Source organism: Acidovorax sp. FG27 (assembly GCF_040365715.1).
Taxonomy (GTDB): domain Bacteria; phylum Pseudomonadota; class Gammaproteobacteria; order Burkholderiales; family Burkholderiaceae_C; genus Paracidovorax.
Genome location: NZ_BAABVY010000006.1, coordinates 57,781 through 81,988 on the forward strand (window position 1 = coordinate 57,781; position 24,208 = coordinate 81,988).

General features: G+C 68.5%; 20 protein-coding genes and 2 tRNA genes. 6 read left to right on the forward strand and 16 right to left on the reverse strand.

Features of this window, described 5'->3' with window-relative positions:
• Positions 1-59: 59 nt before the first annotated feature.
• From hscA to uvrB, 7 genes are all read right to left on the reverse strand, one after another.
• Positions 60-1,958, reverse strand: a complete 1,899-nt coding sequence (gene hscA, locus ABWV53_RS04150) for a Fe-S protein assembly chaperone HscA (protein WP_353363254.1) — start codon at positions 1,956-1,958, stop codon at positions 60-62.
• Between the two features lie 110 nt (positions 1,959-2,068).
• The gene (hscB, locus tag ABWV53_RS04155; protein WP_353363256.1) at positions 2,069-2,587 is read right to left on the reverse strand and encodes a Fe-S protein assembly co-chaperone HscB; all 519 of its coding nucleotides are present in this window, start codon (positions 2,585-2,587) and stop codon (positions 2,069-2,071) included.
• Between the two features lie 67 nt (positions 2,588-2,654).
• Positions 2,655-2,978 (reverse strand): iron-sulfur cluster assembly protein IscA, encoded by a 324-nt coding sequence (gene iscA, locus ABWV53_RS04160; RefSeq protein ID WP_353363258.1) that lies wholly within the window; start codon positions 2,976-2,978, stop codon positions 2,655-2,657.
• 4 nt (positions 2,979-2,982) lie between these two features.
• The gene (gene iscU, locus ABWV53_RS04165) at positions 2,983-3,393 is read right to left on the reverse strand and encodes a Fe-S cluster assembly scaffold IscU (RefSeq protein WP_056664407.1); all 411 of its coding nucleotides are present in this window, start codon (positions 3,391-3,393) and stop codon (positions 2,983-2,985) included.
• Positions 3,394-3,414: 21 nt separating this feature from the next.
• Entirely contained in the window at positions 3,415-4,635 is a 1,221-nt protein-coding gene (locus ABWV53_RS04170; RefSeq protein WP_353363261.1) for an IscS subfamily cysteine desulfurase, read from the reverse strand.
• A 98-nt stretch (positions 4,636-4,733) separates the two neighbouring features.
• On the reverse strand, positions 4,734-5,270 hold the full coding sequence (iscR, locus tag ABWV53_RS04175) for a Fe-S cluster assembly transcriptional regulator IscR (protein WP_309830212.1): 537 nt from the start codon (positions 5,268-5,270) through the stop codon (positions 4,734-4,736).
• Between the two features lie 266 nt (positions 5,271-5,536).
• On the reverse strand, positions 5,537-7,627 hold the full coding sequence (gene uvrB / locus ABWV53_RS04180; RefSeq protein ID WP_353363263.1) for an excinuclease ABC subunit UvrB: 2,091 nt from the start codon (positions 7,625-7,627) through the stop codon (positions 5,537-5,539).
• A gap of 109 nt (positions 7,628-7,736) precedes the next feature.
• On the opposite strand from uvrB, the gene ABWV53_RS04185 reads away from it, so the two are divergent.
• Positions 7,737-8,933: an amino acid aminotransferase gene (locus ABWV53_RS04185; protein WP_353363265.1), complete on the forward strand. Its 1,197-nt coding sequence runs from the start codon at positions 7,737-7,739 to the stop codon at positions 8,931-8,933.
• Positions 8,934-9,047: 114 nt separating this feature from the next.
• Here the strand turns inward: ABWV53_RS04185 and ABWV53_RS04190 are convergent, their stop codons facing one another.
• The 3 genes from ABWV53_RS04190 to ABWV53_RS04200 all read right to left on the reverse strand — a co-directional run bounded on the left by ABWV53_RS04190 (position 9,048) and on the right by ABWV53_RS04200 (position 12,722).
• The gene (locus ABWV53_RS04190; RefSeq protein WP_353363267.1) at positions 9,048-10,175 is read right to left on the reverse strand and encodes an ROK family protein; all 1,128 of its coding nucleotides are present in this window, start codon (positions 10,173-10,175) and stop codon (positions 9,048-9,050) included.
• Positions 10,176-10,352: 177 nt separating this feature from the next.
• Positions 10,353-11,561 carry a YeeE/YedE family protein gene (locus ABWV53_RS04195; RefSeq protein ID WP_353363269.1) on the reverse strand — a complete coding sequence of 403 codons (1,209 nt, stop codon included), beginning with the start codon at positions 11,559-11,561 and terminating at the stop codon, positions 10,353-10,355.
• Positions 11,562-11,735: 174 nt separating this feature from the next.
• Positions 11,736-12,722 carry a sulfurtransferase gene (locus ABWV53_RS04200; protein WP_353363271.1) on the reverse strand — a complete coding sequence of 329 codons (987 nt, stop codon included), beginning with the start codon at positions 12,720-12,722 and terminating at the stop codon, positions 11,736-11,738.
• A 267-nt stretch (positions 12,723-12,989) separates the two neighbouring features.
• Here ABWV53_RS04200 and ABWV53_RS04205 point away from each other — a divergent pair, with 267 nt between their 5' ends.
• A complete protein-coding gene (locus ABWV53_RS04205; RefSeq protein WP_353363273.1) occupies positions 12,990-14,822 on the forward strand; it encodes a M14 family zinc carboxypeptidase in 1,833 nt (610 codons plus the stop codon).
• A gap of 99 nt (positions 14,823-14,921) precedes the next feature.
• Here ABWV53_RS04205 and ABWV53_RS04210 read toward each other — a convergent pair whose 3' ends face one another.
• The gene (locus tag ABWV53_RS04210) at positions 14,922-16,673 is read right to left on the reverse strand and encodes a cation:proton antiporter domain-containing protein (protein ID WP_353363275.1); all 1,752 of its coding nucleotides are present in this window, start codon (positions 16,671-16,673) and stop codon (positions 14,922-14,924) included.
• 229 nt (positions 16,674-16,902) lie between these two features.
• Between ABWV53_RS04210 and ABWV53_RS04215 the strand changes: the two genes are divergently transcribed.
• Positions 16,903-16,979 (forward strand) — tRNA-Arg (locus ABWV53_RS04215).
• A 37-nt stretch (positions 16,980-17,016) separates the two neighbouring features.
• On the opposite strand, the gene ABWV53_RS04220 is transcribed toward ABWV53_RS04215, so the two are convergent.
• The 3 genes from ABWV53_RS04220 to ABWV53_RS04230 all read right to left on the reverse strand — a co-directional run bounded on the left by ABWV53_RS04220 (position 17,017) and on the right by ABWV53_RS04230 (position 18,982).
• On the reverse strand, positions 17,017-17,871 hold the full coding sequence (locus tag ABWV53_RS04220; protein ID WP_353363277.1) for a hypothetical protein: 855 nt from the start codon (positions 17,869-17,871) through the stop codon (positions 17,017-17,019).
• A 141-nt stretch (positions 17,872-18,012) separates the two neighbouring features.
• The gene (locus tag ABWV53_RS04225; RefSeq protein ID WP_353363279.1) at positions 18,013-18,405 is read right to left on the reverse strand and encodes a bacteriocin; all 393 of its coding nucleotides are present in this window, start codon (positions 18,403-18,405) and stop codon (positions 18,013-18,015) included.
• 295 nt (positions 18,406-18,700) lie between these two features.
• Positions 18,701-18,982: a DUF2789 domain-containing protein gene (locus ABWV53_RS04230; protein ID WP_353363281.1), complete on the reverse strand. Its 282-nt coding sequence runs from the start codon at positions 18,980-18,982 to the stop codon at positions 18,701-18,703.
• Between the two features lie 268 nt (positions 18,983-19,250).
• On the opposite strand from ABWV53_RS04230, the gene ABWV53_RS04235 reads away from it, so the two are divergent.
• Positions 19,251-19,481 (forward strand): hypothetical protein, encoded by a 231-nt coding sequence (locus ABWV53_RS04235; protein WP_353363283.1) that lies wholly within the window; start codon positions 19,251-19,253, stop codon positions 19,479-19,481.
• Positions 19,482-19,563: 82 nt separating this feature from the next.
• Here the strand turns inward: ABWV53_RS04235 and ABWV53_RS04240 are convergent, their stop codons facing one another.
• Positions 19,564-20,124: a fasciclin domain-containing protein gene (locus tag ABWV53_RS04240; protein WP_353363285.1), complete on the reverse strand. Its 561-nt coding sequence runs from the start codon at positions 20,122-20,124 to the stop codon at positions 19,564-19,566.
• A gap of 259 nt (positions 20,125-20,383) precedes the next feature.
• On the opposite strand from ABWV53_RS04240, the gene ABWV53_RS04245 reads away from it, so the two are divergent.
• Positions 20,384-20,457 (forward strand) — tRNA-Gly (locus ABWV53_RS04245).
• 87 nt (positions 20,458-20,544) lie between these two features.
• On the opposite strand, the gene ABWV53_RS04250 is transcribed toward ABWV53_RS04245, so the two are convergent.
• Positions 20,545-21,471: a pseudouridine synthase gene (locus tag ABWV53_RS04250; protein WP_353363287.1), complete on the reverse strand. Its 927-nt coding sequence runs from the start codon at positions 21,469-21,471 to the stop codon at positions 20,545-20,547.
• Positions 21,472-21,756: 285 nt separating this feature from the next.
• Between ABWV53_RS04250 and ABWV53_RS04255 the strand changes: the two genes are divergently transcribed.
• Complete coding sequence (locus tag ABWV53_RS04255) at positions 21,757-24,177, forward strand: AsmA family protein (RefSeq protein WP_353363289.1); 2,421 nt, start codon at positions 21,757-21,759, stop codon at positions 24,175-24,177.
• The last annotated feature ends 31 nt before the right edge of the window (positions 24,178-24,208 follow it).

Consider the following 24,208-nt stretch of genomic DNA (forward strand, 5'->3'; position numbering starts at 1 on the left):
TGGGAAGTGGGGACGTTGTGAAGTGGGAACGCGCGCCGTCTGGCAGGGTCGGCCGCGAGTCAGAAGCTCTGCACGTTCTTGCCGGCGAGCGCCTCGCGGATGCCGCGGTTCATGCGCTGGGCCGCGAAGCTTTCCGTGCCCTTGGCCAGCGCCTGCGTGGCGGCTTCCAGCGCGGCCGGGTCGTCCGATGCGGCGTGCAGCGAGCGCAGATTCTGCACAATGGCATCGATCGCGGCGCGCTCGTCCGCCGTCAGCACGTCGCCGTCGGCCGCGAGGGCCGTGTCGGTGGCCATGAGCATCCGCTCGGCGTCCACACGCGCCTCGACCAGGGCCCGGCTGCGCATGTCCTGCTGGGCGGTCGCGAAGCCCTCTTGCAACATGCGGGCGATCTGGTCGTCCGACAGGCCGTAGCTCGGCTTGACGTCGATGCGCGCCTGAACCCCGCTGGTCTGCTCGCGCGCTTCCACGCTGAGCAATCCATCGGCGTCCACGGTGAAGGTCACCCGGATGCGCGCCGCGCCGGCCGCCATGGGCGGAATGCCGCGCAGCTCGAACCGGGCCAGGCTGCGGCAGTCGGCCACCAGGTCGCGCTCGCCCTGCACCACGTGGACGGCCAGCGCCGTCTGCCCGTCCTTGAAGGTGGTGAAGTCCTGCGCCTTGGCCGTCGGGATGGTTTCATTGCGTCCGACGATGCGCTCGACCAGCCCACCCATGGTCTCAATGCCCAGCGACAGGGGAATCACGTCAAGCAGCAGCAGATCGCCATCGGCATTGTTGCCGGCCAACTGGTTGGCCTGGATGGCCGCGCCCAGTGCCACGACTTCGTCGGGGTTGAGATTGGTGAGCGGCTCGCGCCCGAAAAAGTCGGCCACGGCGCGGCGGATCTGCGGCATGCGGGTGGAGCCGCCGACCAGCACGACGCCCTGCACGTCGTCGCGCTCCAACTGCGCGTCGCGCAAGGCGCGGCGCACCGCGGCGATCGACCGGGCGGTGAGCGCTGCGGTGGCCGCATCGAAGTCCTCGCGCCGGACGTCGAAATGCACGCTGGCGCCCGCAATATCTGCGGCGAATGCTATCTTTTCAGTAGCAGTCAATGCCTCTTTGCAGCGGCGGGCGGCCAAGCGCGCCTGGGCCTTGTCCTGGGGCGTGGTGGCTTGCACACCCGCTTGCTGCAAGACCCAATCGGCCAGCGCGGCGTCGTAATCGTCGCCGCCCAGGGCGGAGTCGCCTCCCGTGGCGATCACCTCGAAGACACCCTGGGTCAGCCGCAGGATGGAAATGTCGAACGTGCCGCCACCCAGGTCATAGATGGCGTAGACCCCTTCAGAGGCATTGTCGAGGCCATAAGCGATGGCCGCCGCCGTGGGTTCGTTGATCAGGCGCAGCAGGTTCAGGCCCGCCAGGCGGGCCGCGTCTTTGGTGGCCTGGCGCTGCGCGTCGTCGAAGTACGCGGGCACGGTGATGACCGCCCCGTAGAGATCGTCGTTGAACGTGTCTTCCGCCCGATACCGCAGGGTGGCCAGAATCTCGGCGCTCACCTCCACCGGCGATTTCGTGCCGCCGGCCGTGGCCAGCGCGACCATGCCTTTGCCGGCGGCGTCGTCATTCGGCGCGCCGGCGCCGGGCGCTCCGTCGACGAAGACATACGGCAGCTTCTCTCGGCCGGCGATGTCCTGCACTCCCCGGCCCATGAAGCGCTTGACCGACGCGATCGTGTTCACCGGGTCCTGCGCCTGGGCCTCGGCCGCGTCCCACCCGATCTGCCGCCCGCCGCCCTCCAGGTACCGCACCACCGACGGCAGCAGCACCCGGCCCGCATCATCGGGCAGGCATTCGGCGACGCCATTGCGCACCGAGGCCACCAGCGAATGCGTCGTGCCCAGGTCGATGCCGACGGCGATACGCCGCTGGTGGGGGTCAGGGGATTGGCCGGGTTCGGAGATCTGCAGCAGCGCCATGGAATCTTTGAGTGATGGAGAAAGCAGGCCGACCCGTGGGCCGGCCGGTCGGAGTGGCGGACGGCAGGGCGAACGAATCACCCTGCCCGCCCACGCCGCGCACGGTGGCGCTATTGTCCCAGCGCGTCCCGCCGGGCTTCGACGTCCTGGGCAAAACGCTCGATGAACATGAGGGCTCTCACCTCCTGCGCCGCCGCCGGGTAGTCGGCCTGCTCATCGAGCAGCCGCTCGACCCGGGAGAGCGCTGCCGAGCGGGCGGCGCGCACTTCGTTGGCCAGTGCCTGCAGCGAGGCATCGCCGGCCGCGTCCTCCAGCGACTCGCGCCACTCCATCTGCTGCATCAAAAAGGCAGGCGGCATGGCGGTGTTGTCCTCGGCCCGGATCGAAGCGCCGTGCAGCTCGCACAGATACGACGCCCGGCGCAAGGGATCCTTCAGGCGCTGATACGCCTCGTTGATGCGCACCGACCACTGCATGGCCACCCGCTGCGCCGCGCCGGCCTGGCCCGCGAAGCGGTCGGGATGGGCTTCGCGCTGCAAAGCCTTCCAGCGCGCATCCAGCGCGGCCCGATCCTGCGCGAAGCGGCGCGGCACGTCGAACAATTCGAAATCGTCGGATTGGAGATTCATGGCGTAACGAAAAAACCGCCAGCGCGGCGGGCGTTGGCGGTCGCAGGGGGACGCGGCGGGCAGGCGGTCAGACGCGGAAGCTCTCGCCGCAACCGCATCGGTCGCGCTCGTTGGGGTTGTTGAACCGAAAGCCTTCGTTCAAGCCTTCCCGCACGAAGTCGAGCTCGGTGCCGTCGATGTAGGCGAGGCTCTTGGGATCGATGAGCACCTTCACGCCGTGGTTTTCGAAAACCACGTCTTCCGGCTCCTCGGCATCGACGTATTCCAGCTTGTAGGCCAGCCCCGAGCACCCCGTGGTCTTCACGCCCAGCCGCACGCCCACGCCCTTGCCACGCCGGGCCAGGTAGCGATTCACGTGCCGGGCAGCGGCTTCCGTCAGGGTGATGGCCATGGCGTCAGGCCGCCTGTGCGTCGGCCGCCACCGCCGCGTGCTTGGTCTTGTAGTCCAGCACGGCGGCCTTGATGGCGTCTTCCGCGAGGATCGAGCAGTGCACCTTGACCGGCGGCAGGGCCAGTTCCTGGGCGATCTCGCTGTTCTTGAGCGCAGCCGCTTCGTCCAGCGTCTTGCCCTTGACCCACTCGGTCACCAACGACGACGAGGCGATGGCGGAACCACAGCCGTAGGTCTTGAAGCGGGCGTCCTCGATCACGCCGGTCTGCGGGTTGACCTTGATCTGCAGTTTCATCACGTCACCGCAGGCTGGTGCGCCGACCATGCCGGTGCCCACCGATTCATCACCCTTGTCGAACGAGCCCACGTTGCGGGGGTTCTCGTAATGGTCGATCACTTTGTCTGAATAAGCCATGATGTTGTCCTCTTCGATTCTTCAGTGTGCTGCCCACTGGATGGCGCTGATGTCGATGCCATCCTTGTACATGTCCCACAGCGGGCTCAGCTCGCGCAGCTTGGCCACGTTGTGGCGGATGGTGGAGATGGCGTAGTCGATCTCTTCTTCGGTGGTGAAGCGGCCGATGGTCATGCGCAGGCTGCTGTGCGCCAGCTCGTCGCTGCGACCCAGGGCGCGCAGCACGTAGCTGGGCTCCAGGCTGGCCGACGTGCAGGCCGAGCCGGACGACACCGCCAGGCCCTTGATGCCCATGATGAGCGACTCGCCTTCCACGTAGTTGAAGCTGATGTTCAGGTTATGGGGCACGCGGCGCTCCAGGTCGCCGTTGATGAACACCTGCTCGATGTCCTTGAAGCCGTCGAGCATGCGCTGCTGCAAGGCCACGGCCTTGGCGCGGTCCTGCGCCATTTCTTCGCGGGCGATGCGGAAGGCCTCGCCCATGCCGACGATCTGGTGCGTGGGCAGCGTGCCGGAGCGCATGCCGCGCTCATGGCCGCCGCCATGCATCTGCGCTTCCAGGCGCACGCGCGGCTTGCGGCGCACGTACAGGGCGCCGATGCCCTTCGGGCCATAGGTCTTGTGCGAGGCCAGGCTCATCAGGTCGATGGGCATGGTCGCCATGTCGAGCTCGATCTTGCCCGTGGCCTGCGCCGCGTCGACGTGAAAGATCACACCCTTTTCGCGGCACAGGTTGCCGATGGCGGGAATGTCCTGGATGACGCCGATCTCGTTGTTCACGAACATCACGCTCACCAGGATGGTGTCGGGGCGGATGGCCGCCTTGAGCACCTCGAAGTCGAGCAGGCCGTTTTCCAGCACGTCGAGGTAGGTGACCTCGAAGCCCTGGCGTTCCAGCTCGCGCATCGTGTCGAGCACGGCCTTGTGCTCGGTCTTCACGGTGATGAGGTGCTTGCCCTTGCCCTTGTAGAACTGTGCCGCGCCCTTGAGCGCCAGGTTGTTCGACTCGGTGGCGCCGCTGGTCCAGACGATCTCGCGCGGGTCGGCGCCGATCAGCTCCGCCACCTGGGTGCGGGCCTTCTCCACGGCCTCTTCCGCCTCCCAGCCCCAGGCGTGGCTGCGCGACGCGGGGTTGCCGAAGTGCTCGCGCAACCAGGGAATCATGGCATCGACGACGCGCGGGTCCACCGGCGTGGTGGCGCCGTAGTCGAGATAGATGGGAAAGTGCGGAGTCATGTCCATGGCTGGCTCAATCAAGGATTCGGGCTGGCAAGGTCAGCGGTCGGTCTATGGTGATGGCGGCGGCGGGCGGGGCGGCGCCCTGCCCCCTCGCTCGGGGTTCAGGATTTGGCGAAGGCGTTGCCCAGGGCAAACACCGAGTTGGGCGCGTTCACCCGGATCGGCTTGACCACGGGCGTGGTCGAGATGGCACGGCGCACGACCGGCTTGTCTTCGATCTGCACGCCCTTGGCGAGTTGGTCGTCCACCAGCTTTTGCAGAGTGACGGAGTCGAGAAACTCCACCATGCGCTGGTTCAGCGACGCCCAGAGCTCGTGCGTCATGCAGCGGCCGGCTTCGCCCAGGCAATTTTCCTTGCCGCCGCACTGGGTGGCGTCGATGGGTTCGTCCACCGACACGATGATGTCGGCCACGGTGATGTCGCCCGCCTTGCGGGCCAGCGTATAGCCGCCGCCGGGGCCACGGGTGGATTCCACCAACTCGTGGCGGCGCAGCTTGCCGAACAGCTGCTCCAGATAGGACAGCGAGATCTGCTGGCGCTGGCTGATGGCCGCCAGGGTGACAGGGCCATTGTTCTGGCGCAGGGCCAGATCGATCATGGCGGTAACCGCAAAACGGCCTTTGGTAGTGAGACGCATCGCAAGCTCCTAAAATTCAGGCTTGTCCGTTGTAGAAACGCCGAAGGGTTTTCACTGAAAACCGGCCTTGGCACCGTCTCCGCCCCCTACTCCGACACGGGCACCTGGACCCGCTGGAGCCCCTGGTTCATCCTGGGCTTTATTAGTTGACTCTTTCAGGAGAGTATAGCACAAATCCCTATTGTTTTTGTCGGGTAACAATACCAAGCAGTCATTGGGCCGACCATCTGGTATTGCCGCCGCCTTTTTCGGCGGTATGTTGTAGCTCAGAGGGACACCCGGTCCCCGCCGGAAGCGCCGAACGCCTGGTCCTTGAGCCGGGTCAGCTGGTCCCGCGTGCGGGCTGCCTGCTCGAACTCGAGGTTGCGCGCGTGGTCGAGCATGAGTTTCTCCAGCCGCTTGATCTCGCGCGCCACGTCTTTCTCCGACATGTCCTCCACCTCTGCGCGGCGCATGGACTCCATCTCCAGCCGCTCGGCTTCCTTGCCGGTCTTCTCGCTATAGACGCCGTCGATCAGGTCCCGCACCTGCTTGACGATACTGCGGGGCGTGATGCCCTCGGCTTCGTTGTGTGCGATCTGTTTGGCGCGGCGGCGTTCCGTCTCGTCGATGGCTTTTTTCATCGAATCGGTGATGCGGTCGGCGTACAGGATGGCCATGCCATTCATGTTGCGGGCCGCCCGGCCGATGGTCTGGATCAGGCTGCGCTCGGCGCGCAGGAAGCCTTCCTTGTCGGCGTCCAGGATGGCCACGAGCGAGACTTCCGGAATGTCGAGGCCTTCGCGCAGCAGGTTGATGCCCACCAGCACGTCGAACGCGCCCAGCCGCAGGTCGCGCAAGATCTCCACCCGCTCCACCGTGTCGATGTCGGAGTGCAGATAGCGCACCTTTACGCCGTTGTCGGTCAGGTAGTCAGTCAGCTGCTCGGCCATGCGCTTGGTCAGGGTGGTGATCAGAACGCGCTCGTTCTTCTCGACCCGGATGCGGATCTCCTGCAGCACGTCGTCCACCTGGTGGGTGGCCGGGCGCACCTCGACGATGGGGTCGACCAGGCCGGTGGGCCGCACCAACTGCTCCACCACCTTGCTGGCATGGGTCTTCTCGTACTCCGCCGGCGTGGCGGAGACGAACACCACCTGGCGCATGCGGCGCTCGAACTCGTCGAACTTCAGCGGCCGGTTGTCCAGCGCCGACGGCAGGCGAAAGCCATATTCCACCAGCGTGGTCTTGCGCGCCCGGTCGCCGTTGTACATGGCGCTCAGCTGCCCGATCATCTGGTGGCTCTCGTCCAGGAACATGACCGAATCGGGCGGCAGGTAGTTGGTCAGCGTGGGCGGCGGGTCGCCCGGCTGCGCGCCCGAGAGGTGGCGCGTGTAGTTCTCGATGCCTTTGCAGTGGCCGACCTCGCTCAGCATCTCCAGGTCGAACCGGGTGCGCTGCTCCAGGCGCTGGGCCTCCACCAGCTTGCCTTCGGACACGAACTGCTTGAGGCGGTCCGCCAGCTCCAGCTTGATGCTTTCCACGGCGGCCACCACCTTGTCGCGGGGCGTGACGTAATGGCTGCTGGGGTAGATCGTGAAGCGCGGGATCTTCTGCCGCACGCGCCCGGTGAGCGGATCGAAGAGCGACAGCGACTCCACCTCGTCGTCGAACAGCTCGATGCGGATGGCCAGCTCGCTGTGTTCGGACGGGAACACGTCGATGGTGTCGCCCCGCACGCGGAAGGCGCCGCGCGAGAAATCCTGCTCGTTGCGGGTGTACTGCATGCGGATCAGCCGGCCGATCACGTCGCGCTGGCTCAACTCGTCGCCCACCCGCAGGATGAAGCGCATCTGCGTGTAATCCTCGGGCGCCCCGATGCCGTAGATGGCGCTCACCGTCGCCACGATCACCACGTCGCGCCGCTCCAGCACGCTCTTGGTGGCCGACAGGCGCATCTGCTCGATGTGCTCGTTGATGGCCGAGTCCTTCTCGATGAACAGGTCGCGCTGCGGAACGTAGGCCTCGGGCTGGTAGTAGTCGTAGTAGCTGACAAAGTACTCCACGGCATTCTTGGGGAAGAACTCGCGGAATTCGCTGTAGAGCTGCGCGGCCAGCGTCTTGTTGGGCGCGAACACGATGGCCGGGCGGCCCAGGCGGGCGATCACGTTGGCCATGGTGTAGGTCTTGCCCGAACCCGTCACGCCCAGCAGTGTCTGGAAGACTTCACCGTCTTCCACGCCTTCCACCAGCTGGTCGATGGCCGCGGGCTGGTCGCCCGCCGGCGGGTACGGCTGGAAGAGCTCGAACGGCGAGCCCGGAAAACGCACGAACGTGCCCTCTTGCGAGGACGGCATGGCTTCAATGGGTTTTGGCATGGGATGGCGGAGAGTGGAACCCTTAAACTCGGGCCGACCCGGCAGACTACAACAGCCCCGGGCGTTCGCTTTGACATCCTTTGTCGCTATTGCTCTAGGAAAGAACTCCATGTCTCTCTTCACCGCCGTCGAAATGGCACCACGCGACCCGATCCTGGGTCTGAACGATCAGTTCGCTGCCGACACCAACCCGAACAAGGTCAACCTGGGCGTGGGCGTGTATTTCGACGACAACGGCAAGCTGCCCCTGCTGCAGTGCGTACAGGCAGCCGAAAAGGCCCTGATGGAGAAGCCCACGGCGCGCGGCTACCTGCCCATCGACGGCATCGCCGCCTATGACAACGCCGTGAAGACGCTGGTCTTCGGCGAAGGCAGCGAGCCGCTCACCTCCGGCCGCGTGGCCACCGTGCAGGCCATCGGCGGCACGGGCGGGCTGAAGGTCGGCGCCGACTTCCTGAAGAAGATCAGCCCCGACGCCAAGGTGCTGATCTCCGACCCGAGCTGGGAAAACCACCGCGCCCTCTTCACCAACGCCGGCTTCGCGGTCGACACCTACGCCTACTACGACGCGGCCAAGCGCGGCGTCAACTTCGAAGGCATGCTGGCCAGCCTGAAGGCGGCCGCGCCCGGCACCATCGTCGTGCTGCACGCGTGCTGCCACAACCCCACCGGCTACGACATCACGCCCGAGCAGTGGGACCAGGTCATCGCCACCGTCAAGGCCCAGGGCCTCACGCCTTTCCTCGACATGGCCTACCAGGGCTTCGGCCACGGCATCCAGGAAGACGGCGCCGTGATCCAGAAGTTCGTCGCCGCAGGCCTGAACTTCTTCGTCTCGACGTCGTTCAGCAAGAGCTTCAGCCTGTACGGCGAGCGCGTCGGCGGCCTGTCGGTGCTGTGCAGCGACAAGGAAGAGGCAGCCCGCGTGCTGAGCCAGCTCAAGATCGCCATTCGCACCAACTATTCCAACCCACCCACCCACGGCGGCGCCGTGGTGGCCGCCGTGCTGGGCAACCCTGAATTGCGCGCCCTGTGGGAGAAGGAGCTCGGCGAGATGCGCGTGCGCATCAAGGCCATGCGCCAGAAGCTGGTCGACGGCCTGAAGGCCGCCGGCGTGCAGCAGGACATGTCGTTCATCACTGACCAGATCGGCATGTTCAGCTACTCGGGCCTGTCCAAGGACCAGATGGTGCGCCTGCGCAACGAGTTCGGCGTGTACGGCACCGACACCGGCCGCATGTGCGTGGCCGCGCTCAACAGCAAGAACATCGACTACGTCTGCCAGGCGATCGCCAAGGTGGTGTGACGGCACGCCGCGCCCCATGAAAAAACCGCCCTTGTGGCGGTTTTTTCATGGTCATTTGGGCCTGCAGCGCTTGATCCATCTGCACTAACAGCTATCAATTGGATAGCAAAGCCCTCAATCCAGCGTCGGCTCGCGGTTGGTGTAGCTCGCGTTGCCCAGGCCGGTGCCCACCGTGAGCACGGCCCAGCGCTTCACGTCCTGCGTGAACGGCAGCTCCGACAGGCCCTGGACCACTGCGTCGTTGTGCAGGCAGACCTGCGTGCGGCCACCGCTGATGGTGGGCAGGCGCTCGGCCAGGTCGCGGGGCAGGTGAAAGCGCGTGCTCTCCCAGTTGCCGGGCAGGTTCTGCGTGCCGCCGGCGATGGAGCCGTCCTCGCAGATCAGGCCCGGGCAGGCCACGCCGATGAAGGGCGCCACGCGAATGCCTTTCTTTTCCGCATATTCCAGCAGTTGCTCCAGCATGGCGGCGATGCCCTCGACCAGCTCGTCGCGCTTGGGCTCGTCGCCCGCGTGGCTCCACTTGTCGCGGCGCACCACTTCGGCACGCGACATGTCGGGCGTCTTGTGCAGGTGGGTGAGCACGATGCCGCAGCGGGCGTTGGTGCCGCCGATGTCCACCGCCAGGATGGCGTCGTAGCTCTGCAGCAGCGCCGTCGGCGCCAGATGCACCCAGCCGATCAGGCCGCCCTCGTCGGCGTGGTGGTGCAGCGTGCGCAGCTCCACCGCCACCTTGTCCGCGGCCAGCAGCTCGGCCGCCCGTTCGATGGCGCCCTCGCCCACCTCGCTCTGGTGAAAGCCGCCGCCCACGATCACGCGCTTGACGCCCTTCCAGGTCTTTTCCTTCAGGAACCGCTGCACCACGTGCGACAGCTGCAGGGCGTAGTCTTCCTGCGCGGCGCGAATGGCCGCGGCCGCCGGGCCGTCCTTTTCCAGCAATTCGTCCAGCCGGTGCTTGCCGATGTCCTGCGTGGGCTTGGCGCCCAGCGGGTCCTTGCCCGCCATGTCGGTGAAGACTTCGCGCCAGGCCTGCAGCATCTTGCGGAAGGCGGTGCGGCTGGCGGTGTCGCCGATGAATTGGCCGTCCTCCCGCAGCTCCAGGCTGTAGCCGTCGATGGTGACGGACGGCAGCTCCAGCTCGCCATGCGGCCCCAGGGTCGCCAGCTGGAGCTGGGCGCGCTGCTCGCGCTCGCTGGGTGTGTTCTTCGATCGGTTGTCTTCGGACTCTTCGTGCTTGTCGGCCATGCCATCCCTCTGAGCAAGCCCACATCGGGCCACCCCGGGATCTTGCGGCCGGGCGCGGCTAACGTGCGTCAGCCAAGGCCCTGTCCTGCAGCGATCCGCAAGGTGGACGGGCGCCGGATGCTATGGTTTCAATAGCTGGAGGCCCAGAACGGCCCAGCGCCGCAGGCCTGAAACGCTTCAAACGACCTGCCCTGCACGGCGTGCGGCATGCCAGCGCAGGACCGCCAGACCCACGCCCACTGCCGTGAACACGGCGGCGCCGAACACCCAGCCGGAGAGCGCCCCCACCATGCCGCCCGAGAACAGCGTGCCGATGGTGCAGCCCAGGCCGGTCATGGCGCCCCAGCCCAGCAGCACGCCGCCGCCCAGGCCCCGCGCCGCATCGCGCCACGTCGGCCAGCGGGGCGCGAACTGCCGACTGGCCAGCGCGGCGGCGAACGACCCCGCGACGATGCCAGCCAGCAGCAGGGCATTGGGGGTGAGCCAGGTGGCGGGCACCGCCGTGGCGCAGCCGGCAAAGCCATCCAGCCCGTTCAGCCGCTCCGGGATCCAGCCGTGCCGCTCGGCCGCCGAGCGGGCGGCGCCGCCCAGCGTGGCCGTCACGCCCAATGGCCGCATCCGCACGATCACCAGGGCGCCGATCAGCCCCACGGCCAGCCCGCCCGCCCAGTAGGGCCAGCGCCCGGTCCAGAGACGCCGCCATGCGGCGCCCAGCGAAGGCACCCGCCCGTCCCCGCCGGCCTGCGCGGGCCAGGTCCTGCCGGCAAAGCCGCGCCACAGCCAGGCGGCCAGCAGCGCCAGCACGCCCAGCTGCAGGGCCAGCGCGGCGCCATAGCCCAGATGGGCGGGCAGCCAGACCACCGGCGCATCGGCGATCTGCGCGCTGTAGAGCGGGTTCCACGTCTTGAAGCCGAGTACGAAGCCCAGGGCAGCGCCCACGAGGGCGAACGGCGACACGGCCGAGCCTTCCGCCAGCCGGTACCAATGGGCGCTGATGCACGAACCCGACACCACCATGCCCGCGCCGAAGGCCAGGCCCGCGGCCACCAGCGCTGCGCTGACCGGACCGATGTGCATGTCGGGCGGCAGTTGTCCCGGCACCGGATTCGGCACCCAGCCGCCCAGCACCACGGTGGAGCCTACCGAGCCCACGGCCAGCGCCAGCACGATGGCGAGCAGGCCCCGCGGGTCGCGCCGGTCGAACCAGTCGCGGGCATGGCAGTAAAAGCAGAAACGCGAACGCTGCAGCACCAGGCCCAGCACGGCACCGGCCAGCAGCGCGAAGGCGAGCGTGCGCCCGCCGGCGGCCAGCGCCTGCAGCCGATAGGCCAGCCAGATCACGGCGCCGGCCAGCGCAGCGCCGATCCAGGGAGAAACCAGAGACATGACGCGACCCTTTTTCTTCGATGCCGCGCCCGTCCCTCGACACCAGCGGGGCAGCCAGCCCTCTTCAATCAAAAAAACAGCCCGCGCGAAGCGGGCTGAAAACGGAGACCCCCTACAGAACCACCCCGACCGGGCCGGCCCGCCGCCGCAGCAGCAGCCGGCCGGCGGTCTGATCTACTTCGCCGCCCAGACGGTGCCGGACGGGTTGTTGATGGGGACGCCGACCGCGTTGCCGTACTCGGTCCACGAGCCGTCGTAGTTCTTCACCGAGTAGCCCAGGATCTTGGAGAGCGCGAACCAGGTGTGGCTGGAGCGCTCGCCGACGCGGCAGTAGGTGATGACGGGCTTGCTGCCGTCGATGCCCACGGCCGCATAGAGCTTCTTCAGCTCCTCAGGCGACTTGAACGTGCCGTCTTCCTTCACCGCCTGGCCCCAGGGCACGTTGGCCGCGCCGGGAATGTGCCCCGCCCGGACCGACAGCTCGGGCACGCCGGCCGGCGCGAACACCTTGCCGCTGTATTCATCGGCGGAGCGGATGTCCACCAGCTTCGCGTCGCTTTGACCTTCGGCGGCGGCGACCGCGTCGGCCAGGCGGGCACGCAGCTGGGTGTTCACGGCCTGTACGCGGTAGGTGGTGGCGGCGTATTCGGGCGCCCGGTTGTTGAGCGGCCGGTTCTCGGCCTCCCACTTCTTGCGGCCGCCGTCCAGCAGCTTGACGTTCTTCACGCCGTAGATGTCGAACACCCAGGCGCCCCAGGCCGCGAACCAGTTGTTCGTGTCGCCATACAGCACGACGGTGGTGTCGGGCGCGACCCCGGCCCTGGAGAGCAGCGCCTCGAAGGCTTCCTTGCCCACGATGTCGCGGCGCACCCTGTCGTTCAGGTCGGTGTGCCACGACAGGTTGACCGCGCCGGGCACGTGGCTGCGTTCATAGAGGCCGGGGTTCACACTCACCTCGATCACCCGCACCTTCGGGTTGGCCAGGTTCTGCGCCAGCCATTCGGTGCTGACGAGTACGTTGGGCGCGCCGGACGCCGCGGCGGCGGTGGCCGCCGTGTTGGCGAGCGCGGTGCCGGTCCAGACGAGTGCGGCAACCAGAGTGCCGGTGCGCAGCAGGCCCTTGGCCTGGTGGAATGGTGCCGAATGCCGTGTTGCCGTCATGTGTTGAAACCCTCTCTTAGGTGCGTGAAGGAAAGCGGAACCAGTGAACCGGAGCCGATGCGGCGCCGATGCCTTGCACTGTAGGTAGCCGACCGGCCGGGGCCAACCAAGCAAATCGCGCTTGCTTATGCGCAAACCGAGGACCGCGACCCCGCGTAGGCCGAGGCCGCGAAAGCGCCCCCATGGCGCGGGGCATGGCTGAAGCGCACACGCCGCAGGTAACATCCCGCACCATCCGCAGCCCGGGACAGACTCCCCCATACCGCCATGCTCCAGCACGCCGCCCCTTCGTCCGCCACCCTGCCCCGCACCGCCTGGCGCCTGGGAGCCGTCGCTGCCGCCGCGCTGCTGGCCGCCTGCGGCAGCACGCCGCTGCCGCCCTGGCCGGCGGGCGGGCCACAAGCCGCGCCGCCGCCGCCCACCGCCACCCGCACGGTGCCCCCGCCCCTGGGCACCCAGCGTGCGGAAGTGATCACCACGCCCATTCCGCAAAGCCCGCTGCCGGGCAACGTCACCGACGCGGCCCCGCCGCCACCGCCCGCCGCCGCGCCGGGCGACGAGCCGCTGTCCTACAGCGAGGCGGTGGCGGCGCGCTTTCCGGCGCCGTCCGTGCGCTACGACACCCCGGGACTGGCGGACGGCCGCCGCGCCTTCACCACCAATGCCGAGCTGGCGCAGTGGCTGCGCGGGCTGGCCACCTCGGCGCAGGGCAGCACCCGGGCCGCGCTGCTCGACCTGGGCGCATCGCAGCGCGGCATGCCCCTGCATGCGCTGGTGCTGACCCGTGCCGCTGGAACCGACGTGGCGGCGCTGGAAGCCAGCGGCCGCCCCACCGTGTTGCTGATCGGCCAGCAGCACGGCGACGAGCCCGCCGCCGGCGAGGCCCTGCTGGTGCTGGCCCGCGAGCTTTCGCAAGGCCTGCTGGAACCCCTGCTCGACCGCATCAACGTGATCGTCGTGCCCCGCGCCAACCCCGACGGTGCCGATGCCGGCACCCGCGTGACGGCCAACGGCATCGACATGAACCGCGACCATCTGCTGCTGAACACGCCCGAGGCCCAGGCCCTGGCCCGGCTGGTGCGCAACTACCGCCCGGTGGCCGTGCTGGACGCGCACGAATACACCGTGGTGGGCCGGTTCCTGCAGAAGTTCGGCGGCGTGCAGCGCTACGACGCGCTGCTGCAGCACGCCACCACCGCGAACGTGCCCGAGTTCATCAACAAGGCAGCGCTGGAATGGTTCCACCAGCCGATGGTCGCGGCGCTCACGGCGCAGGGCCTGACCAGCGAGTGGTACTACACCACCTCCACCGACCTGAACGACCGCCGGGTGTCGATGGGCGGCACGCAGCCCGACACCGGCCGCAACGTCAACGGCCTGAAGAACACCGCCAGCCTGCTGGTGGAGACACGCGGCGTGGGCATCGGCCGCACCCACATCCAGCGGCGGGTGCACACCCAGGTGACCGCGCTCACGGCGGCACTGCGCAGCGCCGCGGAGCGGGCGTCCAACCTGGAGCAGGTGCGCTCGTTCGTGGCACGCGACGTGGCGGCCCAGGCCTGCCGCGGGCAGGTGGTGATCGAGGCCGGCCCCAGCGCCACCCAGCGCGACCTGCTGATGATCGACCCGCAGACCGGCGCCGACCGGTCGGTGCGGGTGGACTGGAATTCGGCGCTGGAACTGCGCACGGTGAAGACCCGCGCCCGCCCCTGCGGCTACTGGCTGGCCGGCAGCGCCGCGCCGGCGGTGGAGCGCCTGCGCCTGCTGGGCCTGCAGGTGATGCGGGTAGCCGAGCAGGGCTCGTTGCTGGCCGACGTCTACCAGGAAACCGGCCGCGATACCTCGGCCCGCCAGGACGTGCGCGGCACCGTCGCCGGCAGCGGCGAGATCGTGCGCGTGCAGGTCACCTCGGCGCGCAGCGCCATCGATGTGCCGGCGGGCAGCTTCTACCTGCCGCTGAACCAGCCGCTCGCCAACGTCGCCGTGGCGGCGCTGGAGCCCGACACGCAGAACAGCTACTTCGCCAACGGCGTCATCGGCGGTCTGACGGAAACCGCCCGGGTCATGGCGCCGCCGTCGGTGGTGTTCGAGGAGGACTGAGTCCGCAAGGCTCGCGGCGCCCGGCGGCCGCGAGGCGCTTCGATTTTCATAGCACCCTGCGCAGGATTGGCGGGCGCTGCCTGCCCAAAAGGCTTTGGATCAAGCCCGGTGTTCGTGCAGCCCGCCGGGCGCCGTCGCCGTCGCCTGCGCGTGGCGCTGATCGGCGCAGTCCAGCACGTGGTCGGTCATGGCCACGGCCAAGGCCTCTTCACCCAGGAAGACCTTGCCGACGCCGTCCTGCTCCAGCAGCCGGGCCTCTTCCTCGTTGTGGCTGCGAACGACGGTGGCGATGCCCGGGTTCAGGGTGCGCGCCGTCCCGACGATCTGGCGCACGTTGAGCGTGTCGGGCGTGGCGATCACCAGCATGTGCGCCCGGGCGATGTGCGCCTGGATCAGCACCGAAGGCTCCACCGCATCGCCGTAGACGGCGGCCAGGCCCTGCTCGCGCAGCATTTCGACCAGGTCGCGGTTCTGCTCGGCGACGACGAAGGGAATGTCGCGCGCCGCCAGAGCCGAGGCGATGCGCTGCCCCACCCGGCCATAACCCACCAGCACGACCTGCCGCGCCAGATACCGCTGGTCGGTGCTCATGGGCAATTCCGCCAGCGGATCGTCGCGTTGCTCGAGGCTGCGCGCCCAGGCCGACCTGGCCCGGAGCCATTCCTGCAGCGGCGCGATGGCGCGGAACAGCACCGGATTGACTGCGATGGAGATCAGCGCCCCGGCCAGCACCAGGCTGGCACCTTCCGGCGGCAGCAGGCCCAGCGACGCGCCCAGGCCCACCAGGATGAAGGAGAACTCGCCGATCTGCGCCAGGCTGGCCGACACGGTGAGCGCCGTGTTGAGCGGGTAGCGGAACGCCAGCACCAGGGCCGCCGCCGCCAGGGTCTTGCCGAGGATGATGACCGCCACCACAGCCAGCACCTGCAGCGGCCGATCGAGCAGCACCCAGGGGTTGAACAGCATGCCCACCGACACGAAGAACAGCACGGCGAAGGCGTCGCGCAGCGGCAGCGATTCCTGCGCGGCGCGGTGGCTGAACTCCGACTCCCGCATCACCATGCCGGCAAAGAAGGCGCCCAGCGCGAACGACACGCCGAACAGCGCCGCCGAGCCGAAAGCGATGCTCACGGCGGCGGCCACCACGCACAGCGTGAACAGCTCCCGCGAGCCCGTGCGCGCCACCTGCCACAGAATCCAGGGGAATACCCGTCGCCCCACCACCAGCATCAGCACCACGAAGGCCGCCACCTGCGCCAGCGTGATGCCCACCGTCCGCAGCACGCTGCTCGCGGGCTCGTGCGCTCCCGCCGAGTCCGGCCCGCCGAGCCAGCCGGCCAGCGGCGGCAGCAGCACCAGCACCAGCACCATCGCCAAGTCTTCCACCACCAGCCACCCGACGGCGATGCGACCGGTGTACGAATCCAGGATGCCCTGCGTCTCCAGCGCCCGCAGCAGCACCACCGTGCTGGCGACCGAGAGCGACAGCCCGAACACCAGCGCGCCCCCCAGGCCCCAGCCCCACCAGGTTGCCAGGCCCATGCCCATGAGCGTGGCCACCACCATCTGCACCACCGCGCCGGGCAAGGCGATGCGCCGCACCGCCAGCAGGTCGCCCAGCGAAAAATGCAGGCCGACGCCGAACATCAGCAGCATCACCCCGATCTCGGCCAGCTGGCTCGCCATCTCCTTGTCAGCCACGAAACCCGGCGTGAACGGACCGATCACCACACCCGCCAGCAGATAGCCCACCAGCGCCGGCAACTTCACCCGCGTGGCCACGAAGCCAAGCACCAGCGCCAGACCCAATGCCGCGGCGATGGTGTTGATGAGCGGCAGGCTGGCGTGCATGGGCAATGGGTGTCCGGCTGAGTGGAAAGTGGCCCCTGCGCCCGGGGTGCGGCGGCAGGAGCGTGCGTGTGAACCGTTATAACCGCAACACCACGTCCCACGCAAAAACGGGGCCAGCGCCTCAGCCCTGCCCCGCGGGGGCGGGTATCATTCCCACCCTCGCGCCTGGCCGCGAGCACGGCGCCCCAGGCACTTCACATGAGTGAAGCTGGCTGCCCAGGCGCCCCATCTGCCCGTAGCTCAACTGGATAGAGCAATTGCCTTCTAAGCAATAGGTCGGGGGTTCGAGTCCCTCCGGGCAGGCCAGTGATTTACCGCAGGCATCACCGCCCTACATCACTAGTCACTCACGCAAGTCGCCAGGAGTGAAGCCGAACTCCTCCGCCTGACAGGGACGACGTCCGAGAAACACCACCTGGGCATTCTCCTTGCATCTGCCGCTGTAGTAGCGTGTGACATCGGCGCCGTAGCTCAGTCTTGCTTTGAGAATCCCGTACTCGTCCACCTTCAGCTCGGTGATGCGATAGGGCGTTCCTGCGCCTGCCCAGCCCACCCCATCGGCGCAATATGCGGTCCCGGCCGAGGCAAACGCATCTCCGTTGGAGCGGAGCTCGCCTACCAGCTTGCACACGGTTTGGGCGCCCACTTCAGGGGTGGTGACCTCCTGGATGTGCAGATCCTTGCCTTCCGTCCACATTTCCAGCGCCACTCGATAGCTGCCCATCCAGCTGCTTTCCGACACCCAAGCGGTAAAGCCGCGCTCGATCCTCACGGTGTGGTCTTCATACTGGAAGCGCGAAAACCTCTGCGGCGCCTCGCCCGGCAAGGTGATGGTGCCCGAGGTGGAGGTGTCGAACTCGACCGCCACTGGGCCGACGACCTGGGCCACCTCGCCGCTTCGTGTTGGGCCGCCGAGGGCGGGGCCGTTCTTGAATTCGGTCAGCTCGCCCGAGAACGATTTGCCATTCGTCATGGCTCCGCTGGCCTGCATGAAGGTCGCGCTGCCGTCGGCGCGGTAGCCGAAATAGGTCAGGATGAGCACGCGCCCGCCCTGCCGGTCGATCTGCACTCCACGGCCCGGTTTGCCGTTCAGCTCCGATCCGATGGTCCACATACCCTGTTGTGGAAACAAGGCGAATGCCGGTGCGGCGCCAAGGATGGCGACCGCAGCGATGGCGGCGCGGGTGCGTGTGAGCATGCTGAACTCCAGTGTTGGGGGATAAAGGGGCCGGTCGGCCTGCCAGGGCGCAATAGTCCCACATCGGCACTCGGGCGCCTCCTGCGTTTCGCCCGGCTGCTGAAAACCCTCCTCCACCTGTCCGGCACCAGCGTGCGCCGCTTACCTCTGCGGGTTGTCGGGCACGCTGTGTGCGGCGTTGCCTTCGGACACCGGCAGGTTCGCATGTGCGCTGGCATCGTCGGCCCGCGTGGCCGTGCCGATGGCCGCGCCGCCCAGCGCGCCGGCGATGCCGCCCGCGATGCCACCCACCACCACCCCCACCGGGCCGGCCGCGGCGACGCCGATCGCGGCACCGGTGGCGGCGCCTGCCATGACCCCGCCGCCCATCAGGACGGATTGGGATTCGCGCACCGCTTCGGCCCGCGAGAGCGGGTCCTGGGCCGCTGGCGTCGGGTCCTGCGACGGCACGCCATGTCCGGGATGGGCCTGTTCCAGCAGGTCGGGGTCGGCGGTGGCCGTGGTGATGGGGGTAGTGGCTTCGTTCGGGTTCATCAAAGGCTCCTCGTGATGGGTCGCACCATCGCGGCCGAAGCACCGTTGTAGGCCGCGGGTGCGGCGCCTTCCGGCAAGCCGATGCAAACCCGCTCTGTCGGACAAGGCCCGCACCCCACCATTGTCTTGACCTGGGTCACGATATCGATCGCAACGCATTGGCTTCACGCCGCGCCGCGCATGTCATCGGCACGCAAAAAGGCCCGCGAAGGTTGTCGCCTTCGCAGGCCTGGATCGATGGTTTGCAGCGTGGCGATAAGCCCCTCGCGGGGCCGTCGCCTCTGCAAACGAGGGGTCAGTTCGTGGGGGCCGCCGCTGCCTCGGCCGCCGCCCGCTCGCGCACTGCATCGGCATGCAGCGCCTCGCTCAGCTGGTCCACGGTCAGGGCCCAGGGCGCATCGGCCTTCCATTGTTCGACCAGGAACTGGCGTTGCGCGTCGTTCCAGAAAGGCGCTTCCGCCAGGCCCACGTCGGTCGGCAACTGGTGCTGCTGGATGAAGGCATCGATGGCCTCGGCGCTCTCGTCCAGTCCCAGTTGCAGAAACAGGTTGGTCATGGTGGGGTCGGTGGTGATCATGCTGGGCTCCGAGTTGACATGGTGCCGACAGTAGTGCCGAAAGCGCGAGGGCCACGTCAGACAAAGCAGCCATTGCCCCGTCGATGCAGCGGACGGAAAGAGCCGCAAATGGTGGGACAAGCGGCACACGGCAGCAATCACCCGCAGTTTCAAATTTCGTCAATGCGCCGTGCGCCTGATGGGCTGGCCGTTGCGACGACGCGTCAGTGCGGTCGCGAGGTGGCAGGCGCGTGCTAGGCTGCGGAATCATCCAGTAACAGGAGGCACCATGGCCATCGCAACCACCACCGCAGACCGTCAGGGCGAGCTGCGCGCCGCGCTGCCGCGCATCCAGAGCCTTCTTCGCAGCAACCAGGCCGGCCAGATCGGCGACGACGTCATCGACGAGCTGGTGCATTGTTCCTGGATGGAATGGGATGGCGGCGCGCTGAAACTGACCGCCACCGGCCTGAACATCTGCCGCCAGTCGGTCGTGGAAGCGCAGCAGCGCGCCGCCTGAAGAGGCCGGCGCGGGATGCCGTCAGCCGCGGTGCCCGGCCCGCACGGCGGTACGGCGGGCCGGGGCCGGTTCAGCGGCGGTTTCAGTTGGGCAGCAGCACCTTGTCGATCACGTGGATCACGCCGTTCGACTGGTAGACATCCGGGATGGTCACGGTGGCCGAGCCGCCCTTCTCGTCCGTCAGCATCACCTTGCCGCCGGAAGCCTTGGCCGTCAGCGTGTTGCCCGCCACGGTCTTGATGGACGCCGAGCCCTTGCCGTCGGCGATCATCTTGGAGATCGCCGCGGCATCCCACTTGCCGGCCACCACGTGGTAGGTCAGCACCTTGGTCAGCGCAGCCTTGTTCTCGGGCTTGAGCAGGTTGTCCACCGTACCTGCGGGCAAGGCGGCGAATGCGGCATTGGTGGGGGCGAACACCGTGAACGGCCCCGGGCCCTTCAGCGTCTCAACCAGCCCGGCGGCCTTCACGGCGGCCACCAGCGTGGTGTGGTCCTTCGAATTCACGGCGTTGTCGATGATGTCCTTGGTGGGCAGCATGGGCGCGCCGCCGACGGTGACCTGCGCCAGCGCGGGCAGCGCGGCGGCAGACAGTGCGAGAGACAGGCCGGCAGCGGCGAGGCGGGCAGAGATGCGGGAAGTCATGCGTGTTCTCCTGAAGTGATGGAAACCTGTGCGCCGCCCGACCTCCGGGCGACTGCTGGCTCATACGCCTCGGGGGTCGCGCTGGATTTGCCTGTCCACGCCTCATTCGCACCGCAGCCACTCAATTGGGCGTCGGCCTACACGGCGGCGGCGTGCCCGCCTACAGGATCGAAGTGCCACCGAATCTGGATAGAATGCGCACCGAGCCCTGCGGCCTGCAGGCTCGGCTCCCGGCCCGCCCTGCTGCGCGGCTGGCGATGCGGGTGTAGTTCAATGGTAGAACGGCAGCTTCCCAAGCTTCATACGAGGGTTCGATTCCCTTCACCCGCTCCAGCACCGCCCCGATGACTCGGTGCTCCCCTTCCCCTCTTTTTTCTTGAACGTTGACCCCGTCCGTGGTGGGCTGCTTCGCGGTGCGCTTCAGCCTGCTGTCAGCGCGCCCAGGGGCAGCAAATCACGTTCGCTGCGAAAGCAGCGTTCCTCGCCCGTGACCGGGTCGGTGAACGAAAGACCGCGCGCCAGCAGTTGCAGCGGGCGCGAATAGTCGCCGGGCGGCGGGTCGTTCACTTCCGGATAGAAGGCGTCGCCCCAGATCGGCAGGCCCAGCGCGGCCATGTGCACGCGCAGCTGGTGGCGCCTGCCCGTCACGGGCGCGAGCCGGTAGCGCGCCCAGTCGCCGGCGCGTTCCAGCACCTCCATGTGCGTGCGGGTGTTGGGCGCCCCCGGCACCTCGTGCATGCGAAAGAACTGCGGGCTTTCCTCGATGCGGCTGACGTGTTCCCGGGGAAAGGCGATGCCCGCCCGCCAGGGCGCGTTGGCTTCGTACACTTTGTGCACCGTGCGGTCGCGAAAGAGCGCCTGGTAGGCGCCCCGCGTGGCGCGCTGGGTGGAAAAAAGCACCAGTCCCGCCGTGTCGCGGTCGATGCGATGCACGGGCGACAATTCCGGCAACCCGAGCCGGCGCTTGAGCCGCACGAGCAGTGTGTGGTGCAGGTAGGCACCCGTCGGCACGACGGGCAGGAAGTGCGGCTTGTCGGCCACCACCAGATGTTCGTCCTGGTGGATCACCGCCTCTTCGAACGGGATCGACGGCTCATTCGGCAGGCTGCGGTAGTAATAGATTCGCAAGCCCGGCACGAAGGGCCGGTCGGCGGTGGCGGGAACACCCCACTCATCGACCACCTCGCCCGCCAGCATGCGCCGCTGCCAGTCGGCGCGGCTCACCAGCGGCAGGCGCACCGCCAGAAAGTCCAGCAGGCTGCCGCCACCCTGCGATGGCGTCACCACGCAGCTGGGGCCCACGCCGTCCCGCATGGGCAAAACCTTGGGATCCTTGCGGTTGTACATGCCGCCGATTGTAGGCTGGCGCCCCGTCTCGCCCACTATCGAATGTGTAGCAGGAGATGCCCATGCACCAAGCGCCGCCGGCCGTTATGCCCCGTTTCGAAAAGGCGCGGCTGTCCGGTTGTAGGACAACTGCGGCAAAGCCGGCGCCGCGGGCCGCAAACACCCTTTGGCGCACTAGCATCCGCCCATCGCGCTCCGCGCTCCCTTGATCGGGCCGGCTGGCATGCACCGCACCTCGTCGCCCCGGCGAGCGCCGCACCGCCCGAGCCGCCGCCCCTTGCGCCCATGCCCACTGCTGCATCAGACCCCACGCCGCCCGGCGCCCGCCCCCACCCTGGCAACCGCCGCCCCGCACGCGTGCTGCGCTGGGCGCTAGCCCTCATCGCCGCCCTGGTCGCGCTGGTGGTCGTGGCCCTGATCGTGCTGACGCACTGGGACTGGAACCGCCACCGGCCGTGGGTGAACGCCAAGGTCAGCGAGGCCACGGGCCGGCATTTCGCCATCGAGGGCGATCTCTCGGTGGACTGGCACTGGCCCCAGCCGCTCGAGACCGGCTGGCGGCGCTGGGTGCCCGGGGTGACCGTGCAGGCGCAGCAGCTGGTGATGGACAACCCCGAGGGCTTCGCCCTGGCCGAAGAGCCATCCAAGGGCGACAAGACACTGCCGGCCCTGCCGCGGAAGCCGCAGCCCATGACGGAGCAGCAGGTCGCCGCGGCCGAGGCCGCCAGCAAGCGGCTGCAGGCCGGCGCCCGCGCCGACCGGGCCTCGGCACCCGCCACGGCCGCCAGCGGGGCCGTGTTCCCCACGTCGCCCGACGGCGCCGAGCCGGCGCAGACACCGCAGGCGCGTGCCTCCGACGCGGCCCGCGCGCTGGCGCTGGAGCAGTCCAACGCGCCGACGGCAGAGGCGCCCGAGCGCGGCCCGCAGACCATGGGCACGCTCGCCAGCGCCAGCGCCACCCTGCGGCTCTGGCCGCTGCTGGCGCGCAAGGTCGTGCTCGACACGGTGGTGCTGACCGCGCCCGACATCGCCCTGGGCCGCAAGGCCGACGGCAGCAACAACTGGACGTTCAAGAAGCGGGACGATGCGCAGGACGACGCAGCCAAGTCCGACAACCCCTGGGATCTGAGCGTGGGCCAGCTCATCATCCGGGGCGGCTGGCTGGGCTACGTGGACGGCACGAAAGACCTGGCGCTGCGCGCGCGGGTGGACACCATCGACCCCGCCGCGCAGGGCTCCGCTGCCAGCCCGTACGGCGTGCGCATGGCCTTGCAGGGCCGGTATGGCAAGGCCCGCGTGGAGGCCACGGCCCAGGGCGGCCCAGTGCTGTCGCTGCGCGAGCAGGTCGTCAACTACCCGCTGCAGGTCAAGGCGCGCGCGGGCAGCGTGCAGGCCGAGGCCGAAGGCATCCTGGCCAACCCGGCGGCGTTGTCGGGGCTCGACTTCCAGGTGGCGCTCAAGGCCGCCAGCATGGGCGACCTGTTCGATCTGACCGGCATCGTGCTGCCCAACACGCCGCCCTTCCAGACACGCGGCCACCTGGTGGGCAGCCTGGCGCCGGAGAGCGCGACCTGGGAATACCGCGACTTCAGCGGCACCGTGGGCCAGAGCGACCTGCAGGGCAGCCTGACCTACACCTCGGCCAAGCCCCGCCCGCAGCTCAAAGGCACGATGAAGTCGCGCCAGCTGCGGCTGGCCGACCTGGGCCCGGTGGTGGGCGCGCCCACGGGCGATGGCGGCGAGGAAAAGGGCACGTCCAAGCGTGCCGGCAAGGTGCTGCCCGATGCCGCCTTTGCCACCGACCGCTGGAACGCGATGGACGTGGACCTGACCTTCGCCGGCGAGCGCATCGTGCGCCCCGACAGCCTGCCCATCGACAACCTGAGCGTGCACGCCAAACTGCAGAACGCCGAGCTGACGCTGGAGCCGCTGCGCTTCGGCGTCGCGCAGGGCAAGATCGACTCGCGCGTGGTGCTGGACGCGCGCGACGGACCGCTCAAGACCCAGCTGCGCGGCTCGGTCGAAGGGCTGCGGCTCTCCGCCCTCTTTCCGAAGGTCGAGCTGATGGAAAAGAGCTTCGGCCGGCTCGATGGCGCCGTGGCGCTGTCGGCCACCGGCAATTCGGTGGCTCGCATGCTGGGCAGCAGCTCGGGCGAGGCGCGGCTCTACATCCGCGACGGCACCTTCAGCAAGCAGATGCTGGACCTGGCGGCGCTGAACGTGGGCAGCGTGGTGGTCTCGCGCCTGTTCGGCGAGAACGAGGAGGTGAAGCTGCGCTGCGCCGTGGCCGATTTCTCGGTGCGGGACGGCGTTGCGCAGACGCGGTCGGTGCAGCTCAGCACCGAAGAAGCGCTGGTGGAGGCCGTGGGCACGGTGGACCTGCGCAACGAACGGATGGACCTGCGCATCAAGCCCGAATCGCTGAAGTGGAAGTTCCTCTCGCTGCGCACGCCGCTCTACGTGCGCGGCACCTTCGCCGACCCGAAGGTGGGCCTGGAGGCCGGCCCGCTGCTGCTGCGCGCCGGTGCCGCCGTGGCCGCCGCCGCCGTGGCGCCGGTGGCCCTGGCGCTGGTGCCGATCACCGTGCCGGCGGCCGAGGACGATGCGCGCTGCAACGAACTGCTGGCCCGCGCCAACCAGGCCGTCAAGGCCGGAAAGGCCGGCGCGGCGCCGGCCCCTGCCCCGCGCAAGGCCGCGAGCCGCTAAAGGACCAAAAAAATTCAAGCGAAATATGCCG

Coding starts and splice junctions, on each gene's coding strand:
- hscA (WP_353363254.1), bottom strand. CDS start 1,958: ATGGCGCTGCTGCAGATCTCCGAACCCGGCCAATCCCCTGACCCCCAC.
- hscB (WP_353363256.1), bottom strand. CDS start 2,587: ATGAATCTCCAATCCGACGATTTCGAATTGTTCGACGTGCCGCGCCGC.
- iscA (WP_353363258.1), bottom strand. CDS start 2,978: ATGGCCATCACCCTGACGGAAGCCGCTGCCCGGCACGTGAATCGCTAC.
- iscU (WP_056664407.1), bottom strand. CDS start 3,393: ATGGCTTATTCAGACAAAGTGATCGACCATTACGAGAACCCCCGCAAC.
- ABWV53_RS04170 (WP_353363261.1), bottom strand. CDS start 4,635: ATGGACATGACTCCGCACTTTCCCATCTATCTCGACTACGGCGCCACC.
- iscR (WP_309830212.1), bottom strand. CDS start 5,270: ATGCGTCTCACTACCAAAGGCCGTTTTGCGGTTACCGCCATGATCGAT.
- uvrB (WP_353363263.1), bottom strand. CDS start 7,627: ATGCCAAAACCCATTGAAGCCATGCCGTCCTCGCAAGAGGGCACGTTC.
- ABWV53_RS04185 (WP_353363265.1), top strand. CDS start 7,737: ATGTCTCTCTTCACCGCCGTCGAAATGGCACCACGCGACCCGATCCTG.
- ABWV53_RS04190 (WP_353363267.1), bottom strand. CDS start 10,175: ATGGCCGACAAGCACGAAGAGTCCGAAGACAACCGATCGAAGAACACA.
- ABWV53_RS04195 (WP_353363269.1), bottom strand. CDS start 11,561: ATGTCTCTGGTTTCTCCCTGGATCGGCGCTGCGCTGGCCGGCGCCGTG.
- ABWV53_RS04200 (WP_353363271.1), bottom strand. CDS start 12,722: ATGACGGCAACACGGCATTCGGCACCATTCCACCAGGCCAAGGGCCTG.
- ABWV53_RS04205 (WP_353363273.1), top strand. CDS start 12,990: ATGCTCCAGCACGCCGCCCCTTCGTCCGCCACCCTGCCCCGCACCGCC.
- ABWV53_RS04210 (WP_353363275.1), bottom strand. CDS start 16,673: ATGCACGCCAGCCTGCCGCTCATCAACACCATCGCCGCGGCATTGGGT.
- ABWV53_RS04220 (WP_353363277.1), bottom strand. CDS start 17,871: ATGCTCACACGCACCCGCGCCGCCATCGCTGCGGTCGCCATCCTTGGC.
- ABWV53_RS04225 (WP_353363279.1), bottom strand. CDS start 18,405: ATGAACCCGAACGAAGCCACTACCCCCATCACCACGGCCACCGCCGAC.
- ABWV53_RS04230 (WP_353363281.1), bottom strand. CDS start 18,982: ATGATCACCACCGACCCCACCATGACCAACCTGTTTCTGCAACTGGGA.
- ABWV53_RS04235 (WP_353363283.1), top strand. CDS start 19,251: ATGGCCATCGCAACCACCACCGCAGACCGTCAGGGCGAGCTGCGCGCC.
- ABWV53_RS04240 (WP_353363285.1), bottom strand. CDS start 20,124: ATGACTTCCCGCATCTCTGCCCGCCTCGCCGCTGCCGGCCTGTCTCTC.
- ABWV53_RS04250 (WP_353363287.1), bottom strand. CDS start 21,471: ATGTACAACCGCAAGGATCCCAAGGTTTTGCCCATGCGGGACGGCGTG.
- ABWV53_RS04255 (WP_353363289.1), top strand. CDS start 21,757: ATGCCCACTGCTGCATCAGACCCCACGCCGCCCGGCGCCCGCCCCCAC.